Origin of the sequence: Bacillus pfraonensis, assembly GCF_050768835.1 — a bacterium.
In the GTDB taxonomy this organism is placed as follows: Bacteria; Bacillota; Bacilli; order Bacillales; family Bacillaceae_G; genus Bacillus_A; species Bacillus_A pfraonensis.
In genome coordinates this window covers 95,094-111,834 of sequence record NZ_JAHCDO010000002.1, presented here as the reverse complement: position 1 = coordinate 111,834, position 16,741 = coordinate 95,094, and the positions used below count along the sequence as shown (strand labels likewise).

The following is a 16,741-nucleotide window of genomic DNA, read 5'->3' as shown; positions in this document are numbered from 1 at the left end:
AATAATTAATAGTTTTTCTATCTATTAATTATGAAATATTACGAAGAATTCTCTTATTAATCATTTTAACTCACAAGTTATCACTTCATACAAATAAAAAGCCCTCCTCTTACAAAGGAGAGCTGAGTCATTACATAATTGGTTCATAACGTTCTGTAAGCCATGTTCTGTTCCTTTGTACTGCAAACGGCCCACGCCTCGTACTCCGGTGGCAATCATCTATCTACAGGGCAAAATGCCCGTCCTTTTCCATCGTTCATTTCCTTGGAAAAGATTCCCCTACCATTATTTGGGTTTCTCGCTCGTGGGGTTTACCTCGTTCCACTCCTATCATTTCTTCAAGGACTTCGTCACTGTGGCACTTTAAAGGTAGTCAAACCATATCCAGAAGGACTTAGGTTTTTTCCCTGCCGTTAATCCAGCTTTACAGCCAGAATACCCTAGCTTATGAATTGGCTAGGCACGAACACTACAACCATCTCAGGTTGTGCGAGCATGGACTTTCCTCTACAACGTTGGCGTTGCAGCGATTACCCAAACGTTATGACAAACATTAGTATAGTGGAAACAAAAAGATTTTGCAATGCTTTTTTATATGTAAAATGCTTCAATCTTTTTCTATCCTTAGATTACTCGTATAACTTACTTCCAAATACAGCTTTTTCTAGATTAGATAAACGTTTTAAAATATCCGTATTCGTATTGTTGTATACAGGTTGTGCAACTGGTGTTGGAGCTGGTTGCTGCGGAACTTGTGCTTTCACTAATTTCTGTTCTTCTAATTCACGTTTCAAACGAGCATTTTGTTGTTGTAATTGCTCAAGTTCCTTATGAAATGCTTCATAATCCTTAATAATCATATCAAGGAACTTATCTACTTCCTCTTGTTGATAACCTCTCATACCTGTCTTAAATTCTTTTTCCAAAATGTCTTTCGCTGTTAATTTAATTTTGTCCGAAATCATTTTCTTCACCTCAAATTTTTACCAAAACTTTCATTAACTAAATTTTTTCAGAAACAATGCCTTTTGTCAATCATATATACGTGATCTATATTACATATTACTCTGCATTATTCCACTGTTCCTCTTCTATTATATCTTGTAAATCAGAAAAAAGAATGAAATAACTGTGATAATTTTCTATTTCCCCTTTTTTCTTTGCTACTTCTACCATATATTTAGGACTCCCTGGTTTTTCTTCATCATATACTGCCAAAAGCGCATCACTTTTTTCAATAAAAAATTGATTTTTTAATCGAAACTGCTCCGGACTTTCATATTTTCTTTTTGTAATACTATCAACATGGTCTGCTTGGTCTAGAATAAATTCATATAGTTCTTGATTTCCTTCTTTCCAATTTTCCTCTTGTTCTAAAAACGGTGTGAACACAGCAAGCTTTAAATTAGGATATTCTAGCTGCAAGTCAAAGACAACTTCAGCTGCCCATAACTCTACTCCTAACTGCCCACTTATTATGACCCATTCTAATCCTTCCTCTATAAAAGCGAGTAATTTACGGCGCACTGCTTTTTTTATACATACAACACCTGGATGATCATTTTTAAAAATTCCAAGTTCAAATGGTTTATATCCTGTTACTGCAACAACTTTCATATCAACACTCCAATAAAAAGAAAAGAACTAGCATTTTGCTAGTTCTAACATAACATTTACTTTTTAAACATTCCACCGACATTTGGTCCGGCATTTGGTCCTGGTCCGAATGGAGATACATTTGGTCCGGCATTTGGTCCTGGTCCGAATGGGGATACTTGTGGTCCTGCATTTGGTCCTGGTCCGAACGGAGATACTTGATGCCCGTGACCACATGGCCCGCAACCTCCTCCGAACCCGCCAGGTCCACCGAATCCACCAACTCCGCCAGGTCCGCCGAATCCACCAACTCCGCCAGGTCCACCGAATCCACCAACTCCGCCGAATCCTGGAGCAACGGGGTCTACAACATTCACATTTGAATTTGTTTGCGGGAAGAAATGTTGATTTTTAACTTGTTGATGATGAACGTGTGTTGTATGAGTTGGATGAATATGCGGTACCACCGTTGTAGAAAAAGTGTGTGTTACACACTGCTTTGTTGGATGAACGACAGGAGGCGTTGTACAAATAGGTCCTGTAGGCTTATGCCTTCCAAAACAAGGATGACAATGATGCATAGTTTTTCTCTCCTCTCTCATAAAAAAAATCTGACTACACTTTACAATATGAAAAAGGAATAAAAGCCGCTTGTTATATATACCCATTTATTTAATGGAAATTTGTCTATACAATAGCTGTTCACATACGATAACTTGGACACACAACTATCATCCTTTAGCAAAAAAGCCTCCCACTTGTTTTACAATCCCAGTTACCTGATTCATTGCATTCATCATTTGGCCAGCTGTATTCATCATTTTATTCACATCATAGTTGCCATCTGCCGTCTTAAATTGAGATACGAAACTAGAAAATTGACTTGGCTGTTGTTGTTGTTTTTGTTTGTTCATCGTTGGATATGGTTGAAAAGGCTGCTTGGGTGGGTAAAACATTGACGGCTGATTCATAAGGGGTTGTGGTTGCTGCGGTACATAAGATTGTTGATTCATATAAGACTGTGGTTGCTGATTCATAAAGGATACTTCAAATGGCTGATAATAATTCATTTGATCTCCGTAATAAGGAGCGAATGGATACATATTATAACGTAAATATGTATCCTCATTATATTGATAAGCATTTGGTTGTGTGTATCCATTTGGCTGTGTATATCCATTTGACTGTGTATATCCATTTGGCTGTGTATATCCATTTGACTGTGTATATCCATTTGACTGTGTATATCCATTTGGCTGTGTATATCCATTTGGCTGTGTATATCCATTTGGCTGTGTATATCCATTTGGTTGTTGAAACATGTATTCTCCCTCCTCTAACTAAGTTTCTACATATAGAATATGTACCTATAAAATAAAATGTGTAACCTTATAAATGTCTGTTTTTGTCGGAAGTTTAAATTTTTAAAAAAATAAGAAAGTAAGCCTTTTCATGTTACCATAGTAGAGAAGAAGATTCTCATGGGGGAGGAATCAACATGATATTAGGGGATTTAAAACAAGCTTTCGCTCAAAAAAAGGGGTACTCTACAAAGGATATGAATGAATTGCTTGATTTTGCTAGACATCACTATTTAGAAGGGAAAATCTGCATCTCAGAATATCGAGTATTAATACGTGAACTAGAAATAAATGGGGCGAAACCCACACATACAACTGTAGAATCATAAAAACAAGAGGGTTTCCCCTCTTGTCACTTACATTGTTCTACTATATTTTGCAACGTATATAAAATCGCCTGATGTGTTTCATAAAACCGCTTACCTTTTCCCTTATTTACAAAACATTGCAGTGCATTATTTTGTAAATTTTCATATACTTGGTCAATTTGTTGTACATGTATATACTTAGGTTTCTCATGTTTTATCCATTGATAAGCTAATTCTTTCCACACATCTAACTCCTGATCAACCATATCAACAAAAGGTTTCATATCTTGATAAAAATCAAATTCTTTTTCTTCTCTTTTTTTTATAATTGTTTCATCATTGTACTGTATTAATTTTATTGAAGACTGCATTAATGTTCCATAACCCAATTTATTTCCACCCTCTTATGCGCTCACAATGACGTTTTGAAACGTTTGGAGCCAACTTCCTTTTTCTTCATGATGCAATAATTTATCCTCCATGTGTTGAATGTGCATTTCTGTTACTTCTCCTCTATTACATATATCTTCACGTTTGTCTTTTAAAGAATGATTAACTCTAAGTGAAACATTCATTTCCAGCAAATCAAGAGCACTTAACATTTGATCCATTTTTTTCATTACGTTTTCCTTCTGAACCATCGCCATTTATAAAACGCCTCCTTCTTTGCTTTTCCTTTGTCATGTTATTTCGACGATTCACTTATCACTCCTGCACGACTGACAAAACTAGTTGATATTCGGCAAAGAAATCGGTTTGTATGAGTTTTATAGAAATGGTAACAATACAAAAGGGAGGTGTTTACCATGGCTAAAAATAAAAATGAGAAGAAGAAAAAACAAAACAAACAACAAACTAAACCTGAAACCGGGAATCCGAAGCTAGATGGCCCGAACTTTCCTGCTACATAAAGTGAAACTTTAATCAGTTGAGGACTTCATCCTCAGCTGATTATTAGACCTCACCAATCAAACTTTTATGGGCAGTTTATCTTCCACCTAGCTCCCTTAATTTTTCATGTAATCAATTAGTCCCGCCTCCCTATAAAAGAGCGGGACTTTTCTTATTATATCATGAAGTCATTACTCCTTTGAAAAAAGCGATTCAATGTAGACAAAATATGTACTTGATGTTGTTTTTGTAGAAACCATTCCGTAATCTCAACTTCTTCCTTTGGTTCCTGAAACAAAAACAACGCCTCAATATCCATTTTTTGATGAAACCAATCTTTCTCCAAGCTATTTTGATGTAGCACAATTGAAAAAGCCTCTCTTAACCGCGGTGTATCTTTCTCTTTTGGAATTGTAAAATACTGCTCGTAATCCACTCTTGATCCTGTAGGGAATGTTCGCAAAGAAAAATCATAAAATAACGCTTCATAGTCAGGATGAAATAATAACCATGCTAAATTTTTCCCGAGTTCTATACGTTTTTGTAGCTTTTCAAATTGATAAACCGAAAAACCATATAGGTTACCTTTTGTTGTCGGGAAAATTACAGCATTAAAGTGAAAGAATTCTTGAAATTTAAACAGTAAGGTTTGAAATACATGTTTTTGAAAATATGGGTGTTCAATAATCGGTTTTTGAATCTTATTTTGTTCATTAATAATAAGTGCTGTAATAAGACGTGTGCGATCTCTTTTATTCCAAAAATCTTTCCATTCCTTCTCCATAAAAATAGATACGTTAAAAAACTGTAATAAATGAAAAAGAGGTCTAGCCGTTTTTTTACTGTATTCGTATAACAACAATTGTGGATATGCATCTGAAAAAATAAGCCAATTTGCACTTTCATACGTAAGAAAGAGTTGCTGTCTTATTCTTTCAGATAAAACATTTTGATAATATTTCCCTGCTAAATCTGTCATATTCCACCCAGAATTTCTCGAAACCATACTCGCCAAAAATGACCACCTGATTTCTTTATTTCTCAAGTAATATTCTTGATACGTATATGTACGTGAAATATTATCTATGTTCGCTAGAGCTGTTTGTTGTTTAATATGCGCTATTAAGCGCTTCTCTTCTTTTGTACATCCCCCCCCTCTGCGCTCTCTATTTATTTTCTCATACTCATTCTGCATAAGCATACTTGAATCACCACATCTCTCTTGAAAAAAATCGCATCTTTTTTGCTTTTTTTGATATAATCACCTTTGTAAGTAATTCTAGGTAAGTTGGAGTGGACAAACTATGACCATTCGTTATCCAAACGGAAAAAGGTATAATCAAGCATTACAACCTCAAAAAACACAATTTAAAAAACATACTTATGGTAATAGAGGTATGTCTCTTGAAGAGGAGCTAAATGAAACAAATCAATATTATTTAACCCATAATATCGCATGCGTACATAAAAAACCCACCCCTCTTCAAATTGTAAAAGTGGATTACCCTGCTCGAAGTGCTGCAGTTGTGAGAGAAGCTTATTTTAAGCAGCCTTCTACAACAGACTACAACGGTGTATACAAAGGAAAATACATTGACTTCGAAGCGAAAGAAACAAAAAATAAAACAAGTTTTCCGCTGCAAAATTTCCATCTTCATCAAATTAAGCATATGGAACAAGTAATAGCTCATAATGGAATTGCATTTGTTATTATTAAATTTACGCTTTATGATGAATTTTATTTACTCGATGCAAAACATGTCATTTCATTTTGGAATCGTCAAGATGCTGGTGGACGCAAATCGATTAAAAAACAAGAAATCGAAGAGCACGGATACTTGTTATCATGCGGTTATCACCCCCGAATTGATTATATTCGTGTACTAGACATGGCTTATTTTTCGTGATAGAGTCAACAATAAGGCTCTTTTTTCGACTTTTGGGGAGAAAATGAAAGGTAGGAGAAAGTATAATGTCAGAAAATTATCGTTCTCGTACAGAACGAAAACATGCACAACATCAACAACAAGAAAAAAAACAAACGGAGAAACCAAAGAAAAAAGGCTCCTTTTTTAAGAAATTTTTAATTGGTTGTCTCCTTCTTGGCATTGTTGGTCTTATAGCTGGAGTTTCCGCTTTTTTTGTAATGGTAAAAGATGCTCCAAAGCTAGATAAAGCAAAACTTGTCAATCCACTATCAACTAAATTTTATGATAAAGACAAGAACTTCTTTTATGAATATGGTGCCGAAAAGCGAACAAATATCACTTACGATCAAGTTCCAAAAGTGGTTGAAAGTGCATTCCTAGCGACAGAAGATGCTCGATTCTATCAACATAATGGAATCGACTTTAAACGTACTGGAAAAGCAATTCTTGAAAATGTCACTGGTGGTTTTGGTTCTCAAGGTGGTAGTACAATTACCCAACAGGTCATTAAAAACTATTTTCTAACAATGGAAAAAACATCAAAACGTAAAGTACAGGAATGGTATTTAGCTTATAAATTAGAGCAACAATATTCCAAGCATGAAATTTTAGAAATGTACTTGAACAAAATCAACCTCGGTAATCGTTCTTATGGGGTCGCAACAGCAGCACAAAACTATTACGGGAAAGACTTAAAAGATTTAAAATTACACGAAGCAGCGATGCTTGCTGGATTACCTCAAGGTCCAAACATTTATGACCCAACAAAAAAAGAAAATATTGACCGAGCAACAAACCGTCGTAACATTGTATTAACGTTAATGAATCGACATGGCTTTATTTCAAAACAAGAAATGGATGAAGCGATAAAAATCCCTGTAACTGAAGGACTTCTTCCATCTAAAGAAGTCACTGAAATGCCTTATCCAGCCTACTTAGATGCAGTTGTAAAAGAAATTGAAAAAGAAATGCCGGATGTAAATATCGGATCTGATGGTTTACAAATTTATACTAATCTTGATCCAAAAGCACAGGACTATGCAGAACAATTACTAGATGGAGATATTATTGATTATCCAAACGATCGCTTCCAAGGCGCTTTCGTATTCATGGATACCCATTCTGGCGAGGTTCGTGCAATTGGTGCTGGGCGTAAAGAAAGCAAAACAACATTTAAAGGGCATAATATGGTTGTTGATATGCAACGACAAGTAGGTTCGACTATGAAACCAATCTTTGACTACGGCCCTGCTATTGAATATATGCAATGGTCAACCTATCATCAATTAAATGACTCAGAATATACGTATTCTAATGGTAAAAAAATTCGAAATGCAACAAACAGCTATAAAGGTGATGTTTCTTTACGTGAAGCATTGAAAAAATCACTTAACATTCCTGCTTTAAAAACAGCACAAGCAGTCGGTTTAGATAAATCACAAGAATTTGCTGAAGGACTTGGAATGACATTCCGTGAAGGAAAAGCAGTAGAATCTAACGCGATTGGTAGTAATGATGCTACTCCTTTACAAGTTGCTGGTGCATATGCTGCTTTTGGAAATAATGGCGTTTATAACAAACCACATTTTGTGACAAAAGTTGTTTTTCCTGATGGTAAAGAGAAAATCTTTAAACCAAAAGAAAAACGAGTAATGAAAGACTACACAGCATATATGATTACTGACGTTCTTCGTGATGTTGTAAAACCAGGTGCTGGTGGTACAGGTCCAACTGCTTATGTATCAGGAATAGATGTTGCTGGTAAAACAGGAACGCAGAACTATGATGCAAGTGTATTAAAAAAATATAATATTCCAGAAAGCGCCAATAGGGACAGTTGGTTTGCTGGTTATTCACCACAATATACAATGTCAGTATGGACAGGATATGAAAAAGACTCTGAAGAAAATTACATTGCAGATAAATCATCATCAGTTCGAATTGCACAACATATTTTCAAAGAAATGATGAGTAAATTTGCTACAGATAAATCTCGTTTTGAGCAACCTTCTTCTGTAGAACGTTTAAATGAAGAACTCTATGTGAAGGGTGCGAAAAAGGATGCTGTTAAACAAATCAAAGTTGATCCACCAACTGGTGTAACACCTTCTTATGATGCAGCGTCTAACACTATTACGCTAAGCTGGTCTGGCCCTTCAGATGCTACGTCTTATTCTGCAAGCTATAAAGCTAACGACGGCTCTAGCGGCGGCCTATCCGTAAGCGGTACAAGCGCTTCACTAAGTGGCGTAAAACCAGGTGTAACTTACAGCTTCTCAGTAGTAGCAAAAAAAGGAACCGGCACAAGCGATGCAGCTGGGGTATCTTTCACTGTTCCTGGTGAGAGCGAAGAAGCTAAGAAGAAAGCTGAGGAAGAAGCTAAGAAGGCTGAAGAAGCTAAGAAGGCTGAAGAAGCTAAGAAGGCTGAAGAAGCTAAGAAGGCTGAAGAAGCTAAGAAGGCTGAAGAAGCTAAGAAGGCTGAAGAAGCTAAGAAAGCTGAAGAAGCTAAGAAGGCTGAAGAAGCTAAGAAAGCTGAAGAGGCTAAGAAAGCTGAAGAAGCTAAGAAAGCTGAAGAAGCTAAGAAGGCTGAAGAAGCTAACAAACCAGATAAACCAGATAAACCAGATAAACCAGATAAACCGGATAAACCAGACAAACCGGACGAACCAACAAATGATGGCGGAGAGGTTAATCCAATACCAGAGGGCAATCCAACACACTAATAAAAAAAGAAGTCACCTTTCTCTAAAGAGATGGTGACTTCTTTTTTTGGATTATTTTTTTTGCATACAGCTTTTCTATTTCTACATACAACTGTTCCAATTGAATATAGGAATGATAATGATTGGGTTGCTCTGTAATAAATGAGTAACGTTCTATAAAGTTAATTGGTTTGATCTGTAGCTCATCAACCTTATCCTTCATATTCTTTAACCCTGGCACAGGTTGTCCATTTAACCAATATAAAATCGATAATAAATGAGCTGCAAAGCGAATCATTGGTTCTCTTGCTTCTTTTCGCTTTCGATTCCGAAAAAGTATAGAAATATCCTCTTTCTTCACTTTCCATACATTCAAGACTGCTGGAATCGTTTTTTCGATTTTGCTCCATGGTTCATAACGCTTTTCTATATCAAATAAAAAATAAATACTTTCTAGCAATTTTTCAAAAGATAGATCTGTATCATATGTCACTTTACTTATATTACGTCCAAAAAAAGGAGAGCATTGAAACTCATCCGGTATTTGTACAACTTGTTCCATTTTTTACTTCCCCTTCATTCTCTTCTTCCCTTCACGGCACACTTCTAGTAACCGACATTCTTCACATTGCGGCCGCTGCGCTTTACAATGATAACGTCCGAAGAAAATCATACGGTGATGTGTAACTCCCCACTCCTCTTCCGGTACTTTCCTCATTAACGTTTTTTCTACTTCTAGGACTGAATCTTTCCAACGGCAAATAGCCAAGCGCTTACTTACTCGTTCTACATGTGTATCCACAGCGATAGCTGGGATACCAAATGCTACAGAAACAACTACATTTGCAGTTTTTCTACCGACTCCTGGTAGTTTTGTTAGTTCATCACGATCTTGTGGTACTTCCCCATTATAATCCTCAAGTAACATCCGGCATAATTTTTGAATATTTTTCGCTTTGTTTCGGTATAACCCAATTGAACGAATATCTTGTTGTAATTCTTCTAAAGACACATTTAAATAATCTTCGGGTGTCTTATATTTTTGAAATAAACTTTTCGTTACTTTATTTACAAGGACATCTGTACATTGTGCAGATAACGCAACTGCAATTACAAGTTCAAATGGATTATCATGATTTAATTCACAATGTGCTTCTGGATACATGTCTGCCATTGTATCTAGGCAATAACGAATTTGTGTCTTGTTTAACATACTTTTCCTCCTATATTACTGCTCAAGCCAATTATAAAAGGGCACTTTCCCTGTATATTTTGTCTCTTGTTTTGTTACTTGCTGCGGGCGTTGTTGATTTGCTCTAAATTTACGTCCTTGATCTTGCGCTTGATCAACCGTCTTAATTCCATTCTTTTTCCACTCAAAGAGAATCCGATCAATATATCGAAAATTAAGTTTTCCACTCATTACTGATTCTCGAAGAGCTGCTTGAATTAAATTTGGATGATGTTGATCCTGATCTTGCCACATCGCTAATGTCTCACATTCAAAAGGCGATAATGGTCTACCAAATTCCCGTTCAAAGATTGTATATAAGTTTACTTGAAGTTGTTTTTGTTCTTCTTTTTCTTCCTCTATTGTTTCATTCATTAAAAAATACAAGATTTTTTCCCAAAGTGGCTGTAATGAATAACTTTCACACATCATCGCTTCAGATTTTTGACTACCTTCTAATGCTAAAAAACCTTTTTGAATTAACACTTGAATGATTTCCATACATTTCATTTCCGTTATTGTCATTCGTTCTGCAATCTCTGAAGGGGTTGGAAAAGAATTACCCGACTCTAAGAAGGTATGCACATGGAGTACAACCATAAATTCCATCTCATTTAAACCTAATTTTTTATAATGCATCATAAGCAATTTTGGAATCGCGATGCTGCCTTGTTCAAACCATTGTAACATCATTTTTTTCTTCATGACCATACACCTCGCTTTCTAGTATAACACACCTACTGTGATTTCCTTTTACCACAATTCGTCAAAAAACCTCCCTATAGATAGGGAGGTCATCTTCATTTATTCAAAGTAATCTATACAGGAAAAAATTTAAGCCTGTACTTTACTTTTCATAAACGTATTAATTCGTTCTAACGCTTTCTCTAACTGTTCAAGAGATGTTGCATAGGATAAGCGAACATTGTTTGGTGCGCCGAATCCCGTTCCTGGAACAAGAGCTACTTTCTCTTCTTCTAGCAACGCTTTTGCCCACTCATCAACTGTTTCATATCCAGCTAATGCTACAGCCTCTTTTACGTTCGGGAATAAATAAAATGCACCTTGTGGTTTAATACAAGTGAAACCAGGAATTTGAATTAATTTATCATAAATAATGTTTAATCGTTCTTCAAATGCTTGACGCATCATTTCTACAGGCTCTTGCGATCCAGCATACGCAGCAATTGCGCCATATTGAGCAATCGAAGTAGGGTTTGACGTACTATGACTTGCTAAATTCGTCATCGCTTTAATAAGCTGCTTATTTCCTGCTGCATAGCCGATACGCCATCCTGTCATAGAATGCGATTTAGACACACCATTAATAATAAGTGTTTGTTCTTTTAATGCATTAGAAAGCTGGGCAATTGAAGTATATTCCACGCCACCATAAACCAATTTCTCATAAATTTCATCAGAAACAATTAAAATGTCGTGCTCTAAACATACTTCTCCAAGCTGCTGTAATTCTTCTTTGCTGTAAATCATTCCTGTTGGATTGCTCGGTGAATTAATAATAACAGCTTTTGTTTTCTCTGTAATTGCTCCGCGTAGCTGCTCTGGCTTAATTTTGTACTGATTGTCTTCTAGCCCTTCTACATAAACCGGCTTACCACCAGCAAGTTTTACTTGTTCAGGATAACTTACCCAATAAGGAGTTGGGATGATAACTTCATCTCCTTCGTCAAGTAGCACTTGGAACAATGTATAAAGTGCATGCTTCGCACCATTACATACAATAATTTCAGCCCCATCATACGCTAATCCTTGATCACGAGTAAATTTCTGCGCAATTTCTTTTTTTAATGTTGCTAATCCACCAGTCGGTGTATATTTCGTATGTCCTTCTAACATTGCTTTATGTGCGGCATCCATAATATGCTCTGGTGTATTAAAGTCAGGTTCCCCTGCTCCTAATCCAATCACATCATGTCCTTCAGCTTTCAATGCTTGTGCCTTTGCTGTAATTTCTAAAGTTGAGGACGGTGTTAAGGCAGCTACTCGCTTTGCTAATTTCATTTGTGGTTCCCCCTACATCTATTTTTCAATGCTATATCGCTTCAAAAACTTACCATCTTGAAATGCAAGATAGTAGTAAGTATAACGATTTTCATCATCAATATATGTAACTTCCCATAATGGTACATTGTTTTCAGCGCCTAATTTTACTTTCAGGAATTGTTTTGGTTTTTGCTCTTTAGCAACAGTTTGCAAAGCATCTTTTTCAGAAATACCTTCGCTCTGTTTCTTTACTAAAACATCTCCTTTTTTTTCAGGTACCCAAACAATGATTTTTTCCCCTTTTTCATCTACACCCTGTACGACTGCATATGAAGATTTTCCGTTATAATATTCAACGTTTTTTACCTTTGTAAGCTTTGCTTTTTCTTTTGCAATTTCTACAACTTTTGACTCTTTCGGAATTTTCTTTTCCATTGTCGCATTATAAACATGCACCCCATACAATCCAATGGCAACGATAACGATAATGATGGCAAAGATCCACTTTTTCATTGTATCACTACGTTCTATATATCGTAAATACTGCTGTTTCTTTTTCGTTTTCGTCTAATGCCAACCCGAACATGAGGTCCTGTTCTTTTAAAGTGCGATTCAAACTATCAACAATTTTATATAAATCAGACGAATATTTAATACGCGTCGTTGATAGCACTTCGATTTTCTTCTCCATGAAAACTCCTCCGTTACACAAAAATTTCTAATTATAGAAGAACGCAATGCGGTTACAATAAGAGTACATTCTTTACAACCCCTGCTTCATCACCCATCTATTATAGCAGGACATGTTCAGCAAAAAAAGGTTTCAAACCCAAAACTGAAACATTTGTATACAAGAAGTAAGAAAAAAACAAATTTCCTCCTACCCACATTTCATGCCTGAAGTATGTCCTACTTCAGGCATATTTTTTCTTACTCACTTTTCCCTGGTACTAACAGGCCGTAATTTCACCTACCTCAAATCTATCTGAAAAGTAATAAACGCGAGGAATGAAGAAATCCCTAGTGATTAAAGTTTCACTTTATTCTTCTAAGTGATTCAATAGTTCTGCCAACGTTCCTTCATAAAGAGGGACATTGGGAATAGATTGCATAAATCTTTTTCCATAAAAAGAATTGGTTAAACGACGATCTAACACAAATACTGTTCCAGTATCCGTCATTGTACGAATTAATCGACCAAAACCTTGCTTAAAACGAAGAATTGCTTGCGGAAGTGCTAGCTTCGTAAATACATCTTCTCCGTTCTTTTTCAACCATTCACTTTTGGCTTCCATCATCGGTTGATGAGGCGGTGTAAATGGTAACCGAACAATAACTAGACAGCTTAGTGCCTCGCCAGGAATATCAATCCCTTCCCAGAAACTACTTGTTCCTAACAAAATCGCTTTATCAAACTCTTGAAATTTCCGAACTAAACGACTTCGACTACGATTATGAACACTTTGTGTTAGTAATACAAAACCTTCTAATTCATCCGCTTGTTTTAAGTTTGTATACGTTTCCTTTAACATCTCATAGGATGTAAATAAAACGAGCATTCGCCCATTTGTTGCTTTCGCAATCCTCTTAATATGATGTGATATTTCTCTTATATACACATCCTCACTTACTTGCTTAATAAGAGGAACATCTGTCGGAACCATTAGCTTTACTTGTTCCTCATAATGAAACGGCGATGGAACTGTTAATGTGTCTGGTGCAAAGTCATGTAATCCAAGTTGTTCCTGCATATAATCAAATGTATGATTGACAGTTAGCGTCGCCGAAGTAAAAATAACGCTTCGCTTTTTTGCTAAAAACTCATCCGCAAATCTTTCTCCTATATGGACAGGTTGTGCATATAGCACAGTGGAGTGGATTGTACCTTTCGTTTCTGTTTCCATCCATGTCACATATGCTGTTTTTTCTAATATAAATAACTGCAATGAGTCGACCATTTTGCGTAATAATTCAATTAGATGCAAAAATTCACCTGTAACAACATGCATCTCCCATTCGATTTTACTTTGTAATAAGTCACCCTGTTGCTCTAACGCAGTAAGTATTTTTCTCAATTCGTATACAAAGCGATTTGTTAACTCGGCTATACTTCTCCATAGCTTCCCATTCTCTTGGTCCGCCTTATATCGATAGATAAGTGGCATATTATTTGCCCCTTGTTCTTGCTTTGTTTGTTGGAATATAAATGTACGTAACATTTGAAATAATTCATCGGCATCAAATTTAATTTCCTTCAGCCTATGACTCACCATTCGAAAGGTTGAGCGTGACGAATGATGAGACTTTTTCATCATTTCATACACCTTTGATAGCACATCATCCGTTTCTAACGTACCAAATCGCGATAAAATCAATTGGAAGTACATACATGAAAATTGCTCTCCAAGTGTCCTAGTTGCTGTTTCTTCGATATGATGAGCCTCGTCAAAAATAACATATTCACAAGATGCCAAAAGTGGATCTTCACTAATAAAATCTTGAAATAGTAACGCATGATTTGTAATAACAATATCTGCAAATAACGCTTTATTTTTTGCTCGTTGATAAAAGCAGCGACTAAACCAGTTACTTTGCATAGCACCTGGGCTATACGTATCACTACAAATACGATCCCACAGTAACTTACCGCCTTCTGGAATATTCAGCTCGTCACGATCACCAGTCTCCGTTTGCAGTAACCATATTAAAATTTTTGCTTTCGTAAGCGCAGCATCATAATTCTTCTCCTCTTCTTGCAATGCATATTCAAATTTATGTAGGCAAAGGTAGTGTTTTCTTCCTTTTAAGAGGGAAACTTCGAATGGAAATGGCAATATACTTTGCAATAAAGGAATTTCGTTTTCAATCATTTGTTGTTGCAGCTGTACGGTTTGCGTACTAATCACAACCGTCTCTTCTTTTTTCTTTGCAAAATAAATACTTGGAAGCAAATAAGCCAGCGTCTTTCCTGTACCTGTTCCTGCTTCAATTAATGAAAAACGCGAATCTCTTAACGCTGTATATATTTCCTTCATCATTTGCTGCTGACTTTCTCTTTTTTCAAAAGTTGGCATCTTCAGCTCAAGTTGCTCCATTGATTTATGTAAAAAAGCATCAAATTTAGATGTACTATCATCACCAATTGCTAATGAATAATTTCGCTTTCGAAGCGCAATATTTCGATATACTTCATATTCCTTTTCCTCTGCTGTACCAAGTATCACTTTATTTAAAATATTTTCTGAAATGATATTCGCTATGTCGCTTTGGAATACATCGCTTAGCTCATATAAAGATTGTAATGTGACAAGTGGTAGTTTTTCTAATTGATTTAGAAATTGTAAAAATAATTCTGCTGTCACAAGAGCATCGCTATCCGCACGATGCGGTTGATCATGTTCCAATTCATGTTTTTTTGCTAAATCACGCAATTTATAGCTATCAGCTGTCGGCAATAAAATTTGTGCCAATTCAACCGTATCAATTTTTGGGCAGTTTACTTCTCCATATCCAGCCTGTTTTAATTCTTCTTTCAAAAAATTCCAATCAAAGTGAACGTTATGTGCAACAAAATAAGCACCATGTAATAGTTCGGCTACCATCGGCGCTACATCGCAAAATAGCGGGGCTTGTTTCACGAGATCTTCATCAATCCCTGTTAATTCTGTAATAAATGGGGGAATCTCTCTCTTCGGGTTAACAAAAGACGAAAAAATTTCCAATATCTCTCCGTCTTCTACTACAACAGCTGCAATTTGTGTAATTTTGTCCTTCCCATCTTTCCAGGAGTTCCCTGTCGTCTCTAGATCGACAACGACATAACGCTTACTCATATGTAACACCTCAATTTCTTACCCTTTCAAACAACAAAAATTCATATATTGTTACTATACCACGTTTTATATCATCTTAATGAAAAGATGTACAAAAAATAAAAGAGCCTGGTGTTGGAAAAAAGGCCCCTTTCTATTCATTCAAGTATATAATTACAAAGGAATCTTTAATTTGTTCCTGTAAACGATAAAACGTATGTATCTAGTAGTTTATACTATCAATCAGTTTATTTACACTGTTAATTTATTCACTAGAACCCTGTCATTTACCTATAGATTTTTCGTTGATTAATTTACCTAACAATTTCTCGATAATATTTACCCCCTATTAATTCATTCTACAGATTGGACAAGCTTCCTTCTACGGGGTTTTACGTGCTATTATTCCCAATTATCTATTTGCCACGCCTCTATAAATTTTGAGAAAGATGCCTTACTGCTCGTGATAGCAAGATAAAGTGAAAAGCTATCTCATATGAGATAGCTTTCATTTTATAAAAGCGTACCGGCTTTTTCAGCACCTAACATTTCAATAATTTGATTGTTATCATCTAACACCGCAATTTTTGGTATTTGTTTATATACTTCTTCTCCCGCTACGAGACCGTAACAAATAATAATAACTTTGTCTCCAGGTTGTACAAGCCTTGCAGCTGCACCATTTAAACAAACAACACCACTGCCACGTTCCCCTTTGATTACATACGTCTCTAAGCGAGCTCCATTATTATTATTTACAATTTGTACTTTTTCATTTTCTACAATCTCCACTGCGTCCATTAAATCTTCATCAATTGTAATACTACCTACATAATTTAAATTTGCTTCTGTTACAGTCGCGCGGTGTAACTTTGCTCTCATCATTGTGCGAAACATAGATGACTCCT

General features: G+C 35.9%; 18 protein-coding genes and 1 other RNA gene. 3 read left to right on the top strand and 16 right to left on the bottom strand.

Features of this window, described 5'->3' with window-relative positions:
• Positions 1-151 precede the first annotated feature (151 nt).
• The 5 genes from rnpB to KFD70_RS01780 all read right to left on the bottom strand — a co-directional run bounded on the left by rnpB (position 152) and on the right by KFD70_RS01780 (position 2,918).
• An RNA gene (gene rnpB, locus KFD70_RS01800) (RNase P RNA component class B) lies at positions 152-542 on the bottom strand.
• A gap of 87 nt (positions 543-629) precedes the next feature.
• Positions 630-965 carry a cell division regulator GpsB gene (gene gpsB, locus KFD70_RS01795; RefSeq protein WP_174099665.1) on the bottom strand — a complete coding sequence of 112 codons (336 nt, stop codon included), beginning with the start codon at positions 963-965 and terminating at the stop codon, positions 630-632.
• Between the two features lie 97 nt (positions 966-1,062).
• Complete coding sequence (locus KFD70_RS01790) at positions 1,063-1,617, bottom strand: SLOG family protein (RefSeq protein ID WP_336451805.1); 555 nt, start codon at positions 1,615-1,617, stop codon at positions 1,063-1,065.
• A 56-nt stretch (positions 1,618-1,673) separates the two neighbouring features.
• Complete coding sequence (locus KFD70_RS01785) at positions 1,674-2,177, bottom strand: CotD family spore coat protein (protein ID WP_336451804.1); 504 nt, start codon at positions 2,175-2,177, stop codon at positions 1,674-1,676.
• 150 nt (positions 2,178-2,327) lie between these two features.
• Complete coding sequence (locus KFD70_RS01780; protein ID WP_420792341.1) at positions 2,328-2,918, bottom strand: YppG family protein; 591 nt, start codon at positions 2,916-2,918, stop codon at positions 2,328-2,330.
• Between the two features lie 176 nt (positions 2,919-3,094).
• Here KFD70_RS01780 and KFD70_RS01775 point away from each other — a divergent pair, with 176 nt between their 5' ends.
• A complete protein-coding gene (locus KFD70_RS01775; RefSeq protein ID WP_207992742.1) occupies positions 3,095-3,286 on the top strand; it encodes a YppF family protein in 192 nt (63 codons plus the stop codon).
• A 23-nt stretch (positions 3,287-3,309) separates the two neighbouring features.
• Here KFD70_RS01775 and KFD70_RS01770 read toward each other — a convergent pair whose 3' ends face one another.
• The 3 genes from KFD70_RS01770 to KFD70_RS01760 all read right to left on the bottom strand — a co-directional run bounded on the left by KFD70_RS01770 (position 3,310) and on the right by KFD70_RS01760 (position 5,357).
• Entirely contained in the window at positions 3,310-3,636 is a 327-nt protein-coding gene (locus KFD70_RS01770; protein ID WP_420792342.1) for a YppE family protein, read from the bottom strand.
• A gap of 33 nt (positions 3,637-3,669) precedes the next feature.
• Positions 3,670-3,912, bottom strand: coding sequence for a hypothetical protein (locus KFD70_RS01765; RefSeq protein WP_208016839.1), 243 nt, complete (start codon positions 3,910-3,912; stop codon positions 3,670-3,672).
• A 419-nt stretch (positions 3,913-4,331) separates the two neighbouring features.
• A complete protein-coding gene (locus KFD70_RS01760) occupies positions 4,332-5,357 on the bottom strand; it encodes a DUF2515 domain-containing protein (protein ID WP_336451802.1) in 1,026 nt (341 codons plus the stop codon).
• 103 nt (positions 5,358-5,460) lie between these two features.
• Here KFD70_RS01760 and recU point away from each other — a divergent pair, with 103 nt between their 5' ends.
• Together recU and KFD70_RS01750 are read left to right on the top strand one after the other, a co-directional pair.
• Complete coding sequence (gene recU, locus KFD70_RS01755) at positions 5,461-6,063, top strand: Holliday junction resolvase RecU (RefSeq protein ID WP_336451801.1); 603 nt, start codon at positions 5,461-5,463, stop codon at positions 6,061-6,063.
• A 65-nt stretch (positions 6,064-6,128) separates the two neighbouring features.
• Positions 6,129-8,807 carry a PBP1A family penicillin-binding protein gene (locus KFD70_RS01750; protein ID WP_336451800.1) on the top strand — a complete coding sequence of 893 codons (2,679 nt, stop codon included), beginning with the start codon at positions 6,129-6,131 and terminating at the stop codon, positions 8,805-8,807.
• Between the two features lie 22 nt (positions 8,808-8,829).
• On the opposite strand, the gene KFD70_RS01745 is transcribed toward KFD70_RS01750, so the two are convergent.
• The 8 genes from KFD70_RS01745 to panD form a co-directional block, all read right to left on the bottom strand.
• On the bottom strand, positions 8,830-9,348 hold the full coding sequence (locus tag KFD70_RS01745) for a YpoC family protein (RefSeq protein ID WP_336451799.1): 519 nt from the start codon (positions 9,346-9,348) through the stop codon (positions 8,830-8,832).
• 3 nt (positions 9,349-9,351) lie between these two features.
• Entirely contained in the window at positions 9,352-9,999 is a 648-nt protein-coding gene (gene nth, locus KFD70_RS01740; protein WP_336451798.1) for an endonuclease III, read from the bottom strand.
• A gap of 15 nt (positions 10,000-10,014) precedes the next feature.
• On the bottom strand, positions 10,015-10,722 hold the full coding sequence (dnaD, locus tag KFD70_RS01735; RefSeq protein ID WP_336451797.1) for a DNA replication protein DnaD: 708 nt from the start codon (positions 10,720-10,722) through the stop codon (positions 10,015-10,017).
• Between the two features lie 129 nt (positions 10,723-10,851).
• Entirely contained in the window at positions 10,852-12,039 is a 1,188-nt protein-coding gene (gene aspB / locus KFD70_RS01730) for an aspartate transaminase AspB (protein ID WP_336451796.1), read from the bottom strand.
• Between the two features lie 18 nt (positions 12,040-12,057).
• Positions 12,058-12,534: a cell wall elongation regulator TseB-like domain-containing protein gene (locus KFD70_RS01725; protein ID WP_336451795.1), complete on the bottom strand. Its 477-nt coding sequence runs from the start codon at positions 12,532-12,534 to the stop codon at positions 12,058-12,060.
• A gap of 7 nt (positions 12,535-12,541) precedes the next feature.
• Entirely contained in the window at positions 12,542-12,712 is a 171-nt protein-coding gene (locus KFD70_RS01720) for a YpmA family protein (protein ID WP_000412180.1), read from the bottom strand.
• A 349-nt stretch (positions 12,713-13,061) separates the two neighbouring features.
• A complete protein-coding gene (dinG, locus tag KFD70_RS01715) occupies positions 13,062-15,854 on the bottom strand; it encodes an ATP-dependent DNA helicase DinG (RefSeq protein ID WP_336451794.1) in 2,793 nt (930 codons plus the stop codon).
• A 492-nt stretch (positions 15,855-16,346) separates the two neighbouring features.
• Positions 16,347-16,730 carry an aspartate 1-decarboxylase gene (gene panD, locus KFD70_RS01710; protein ID WP_336451793.1) on the bottom strand — a complete coding sequence of 128 codons (384 nt, stop codon included), beginning with the start codon at positions 16,728-16,730 and terminating at the stop codon, positions 16,347-16,349.
• Between the last annotated feature and the right edge of the window lie 11 nt (positions 16,731-16,741).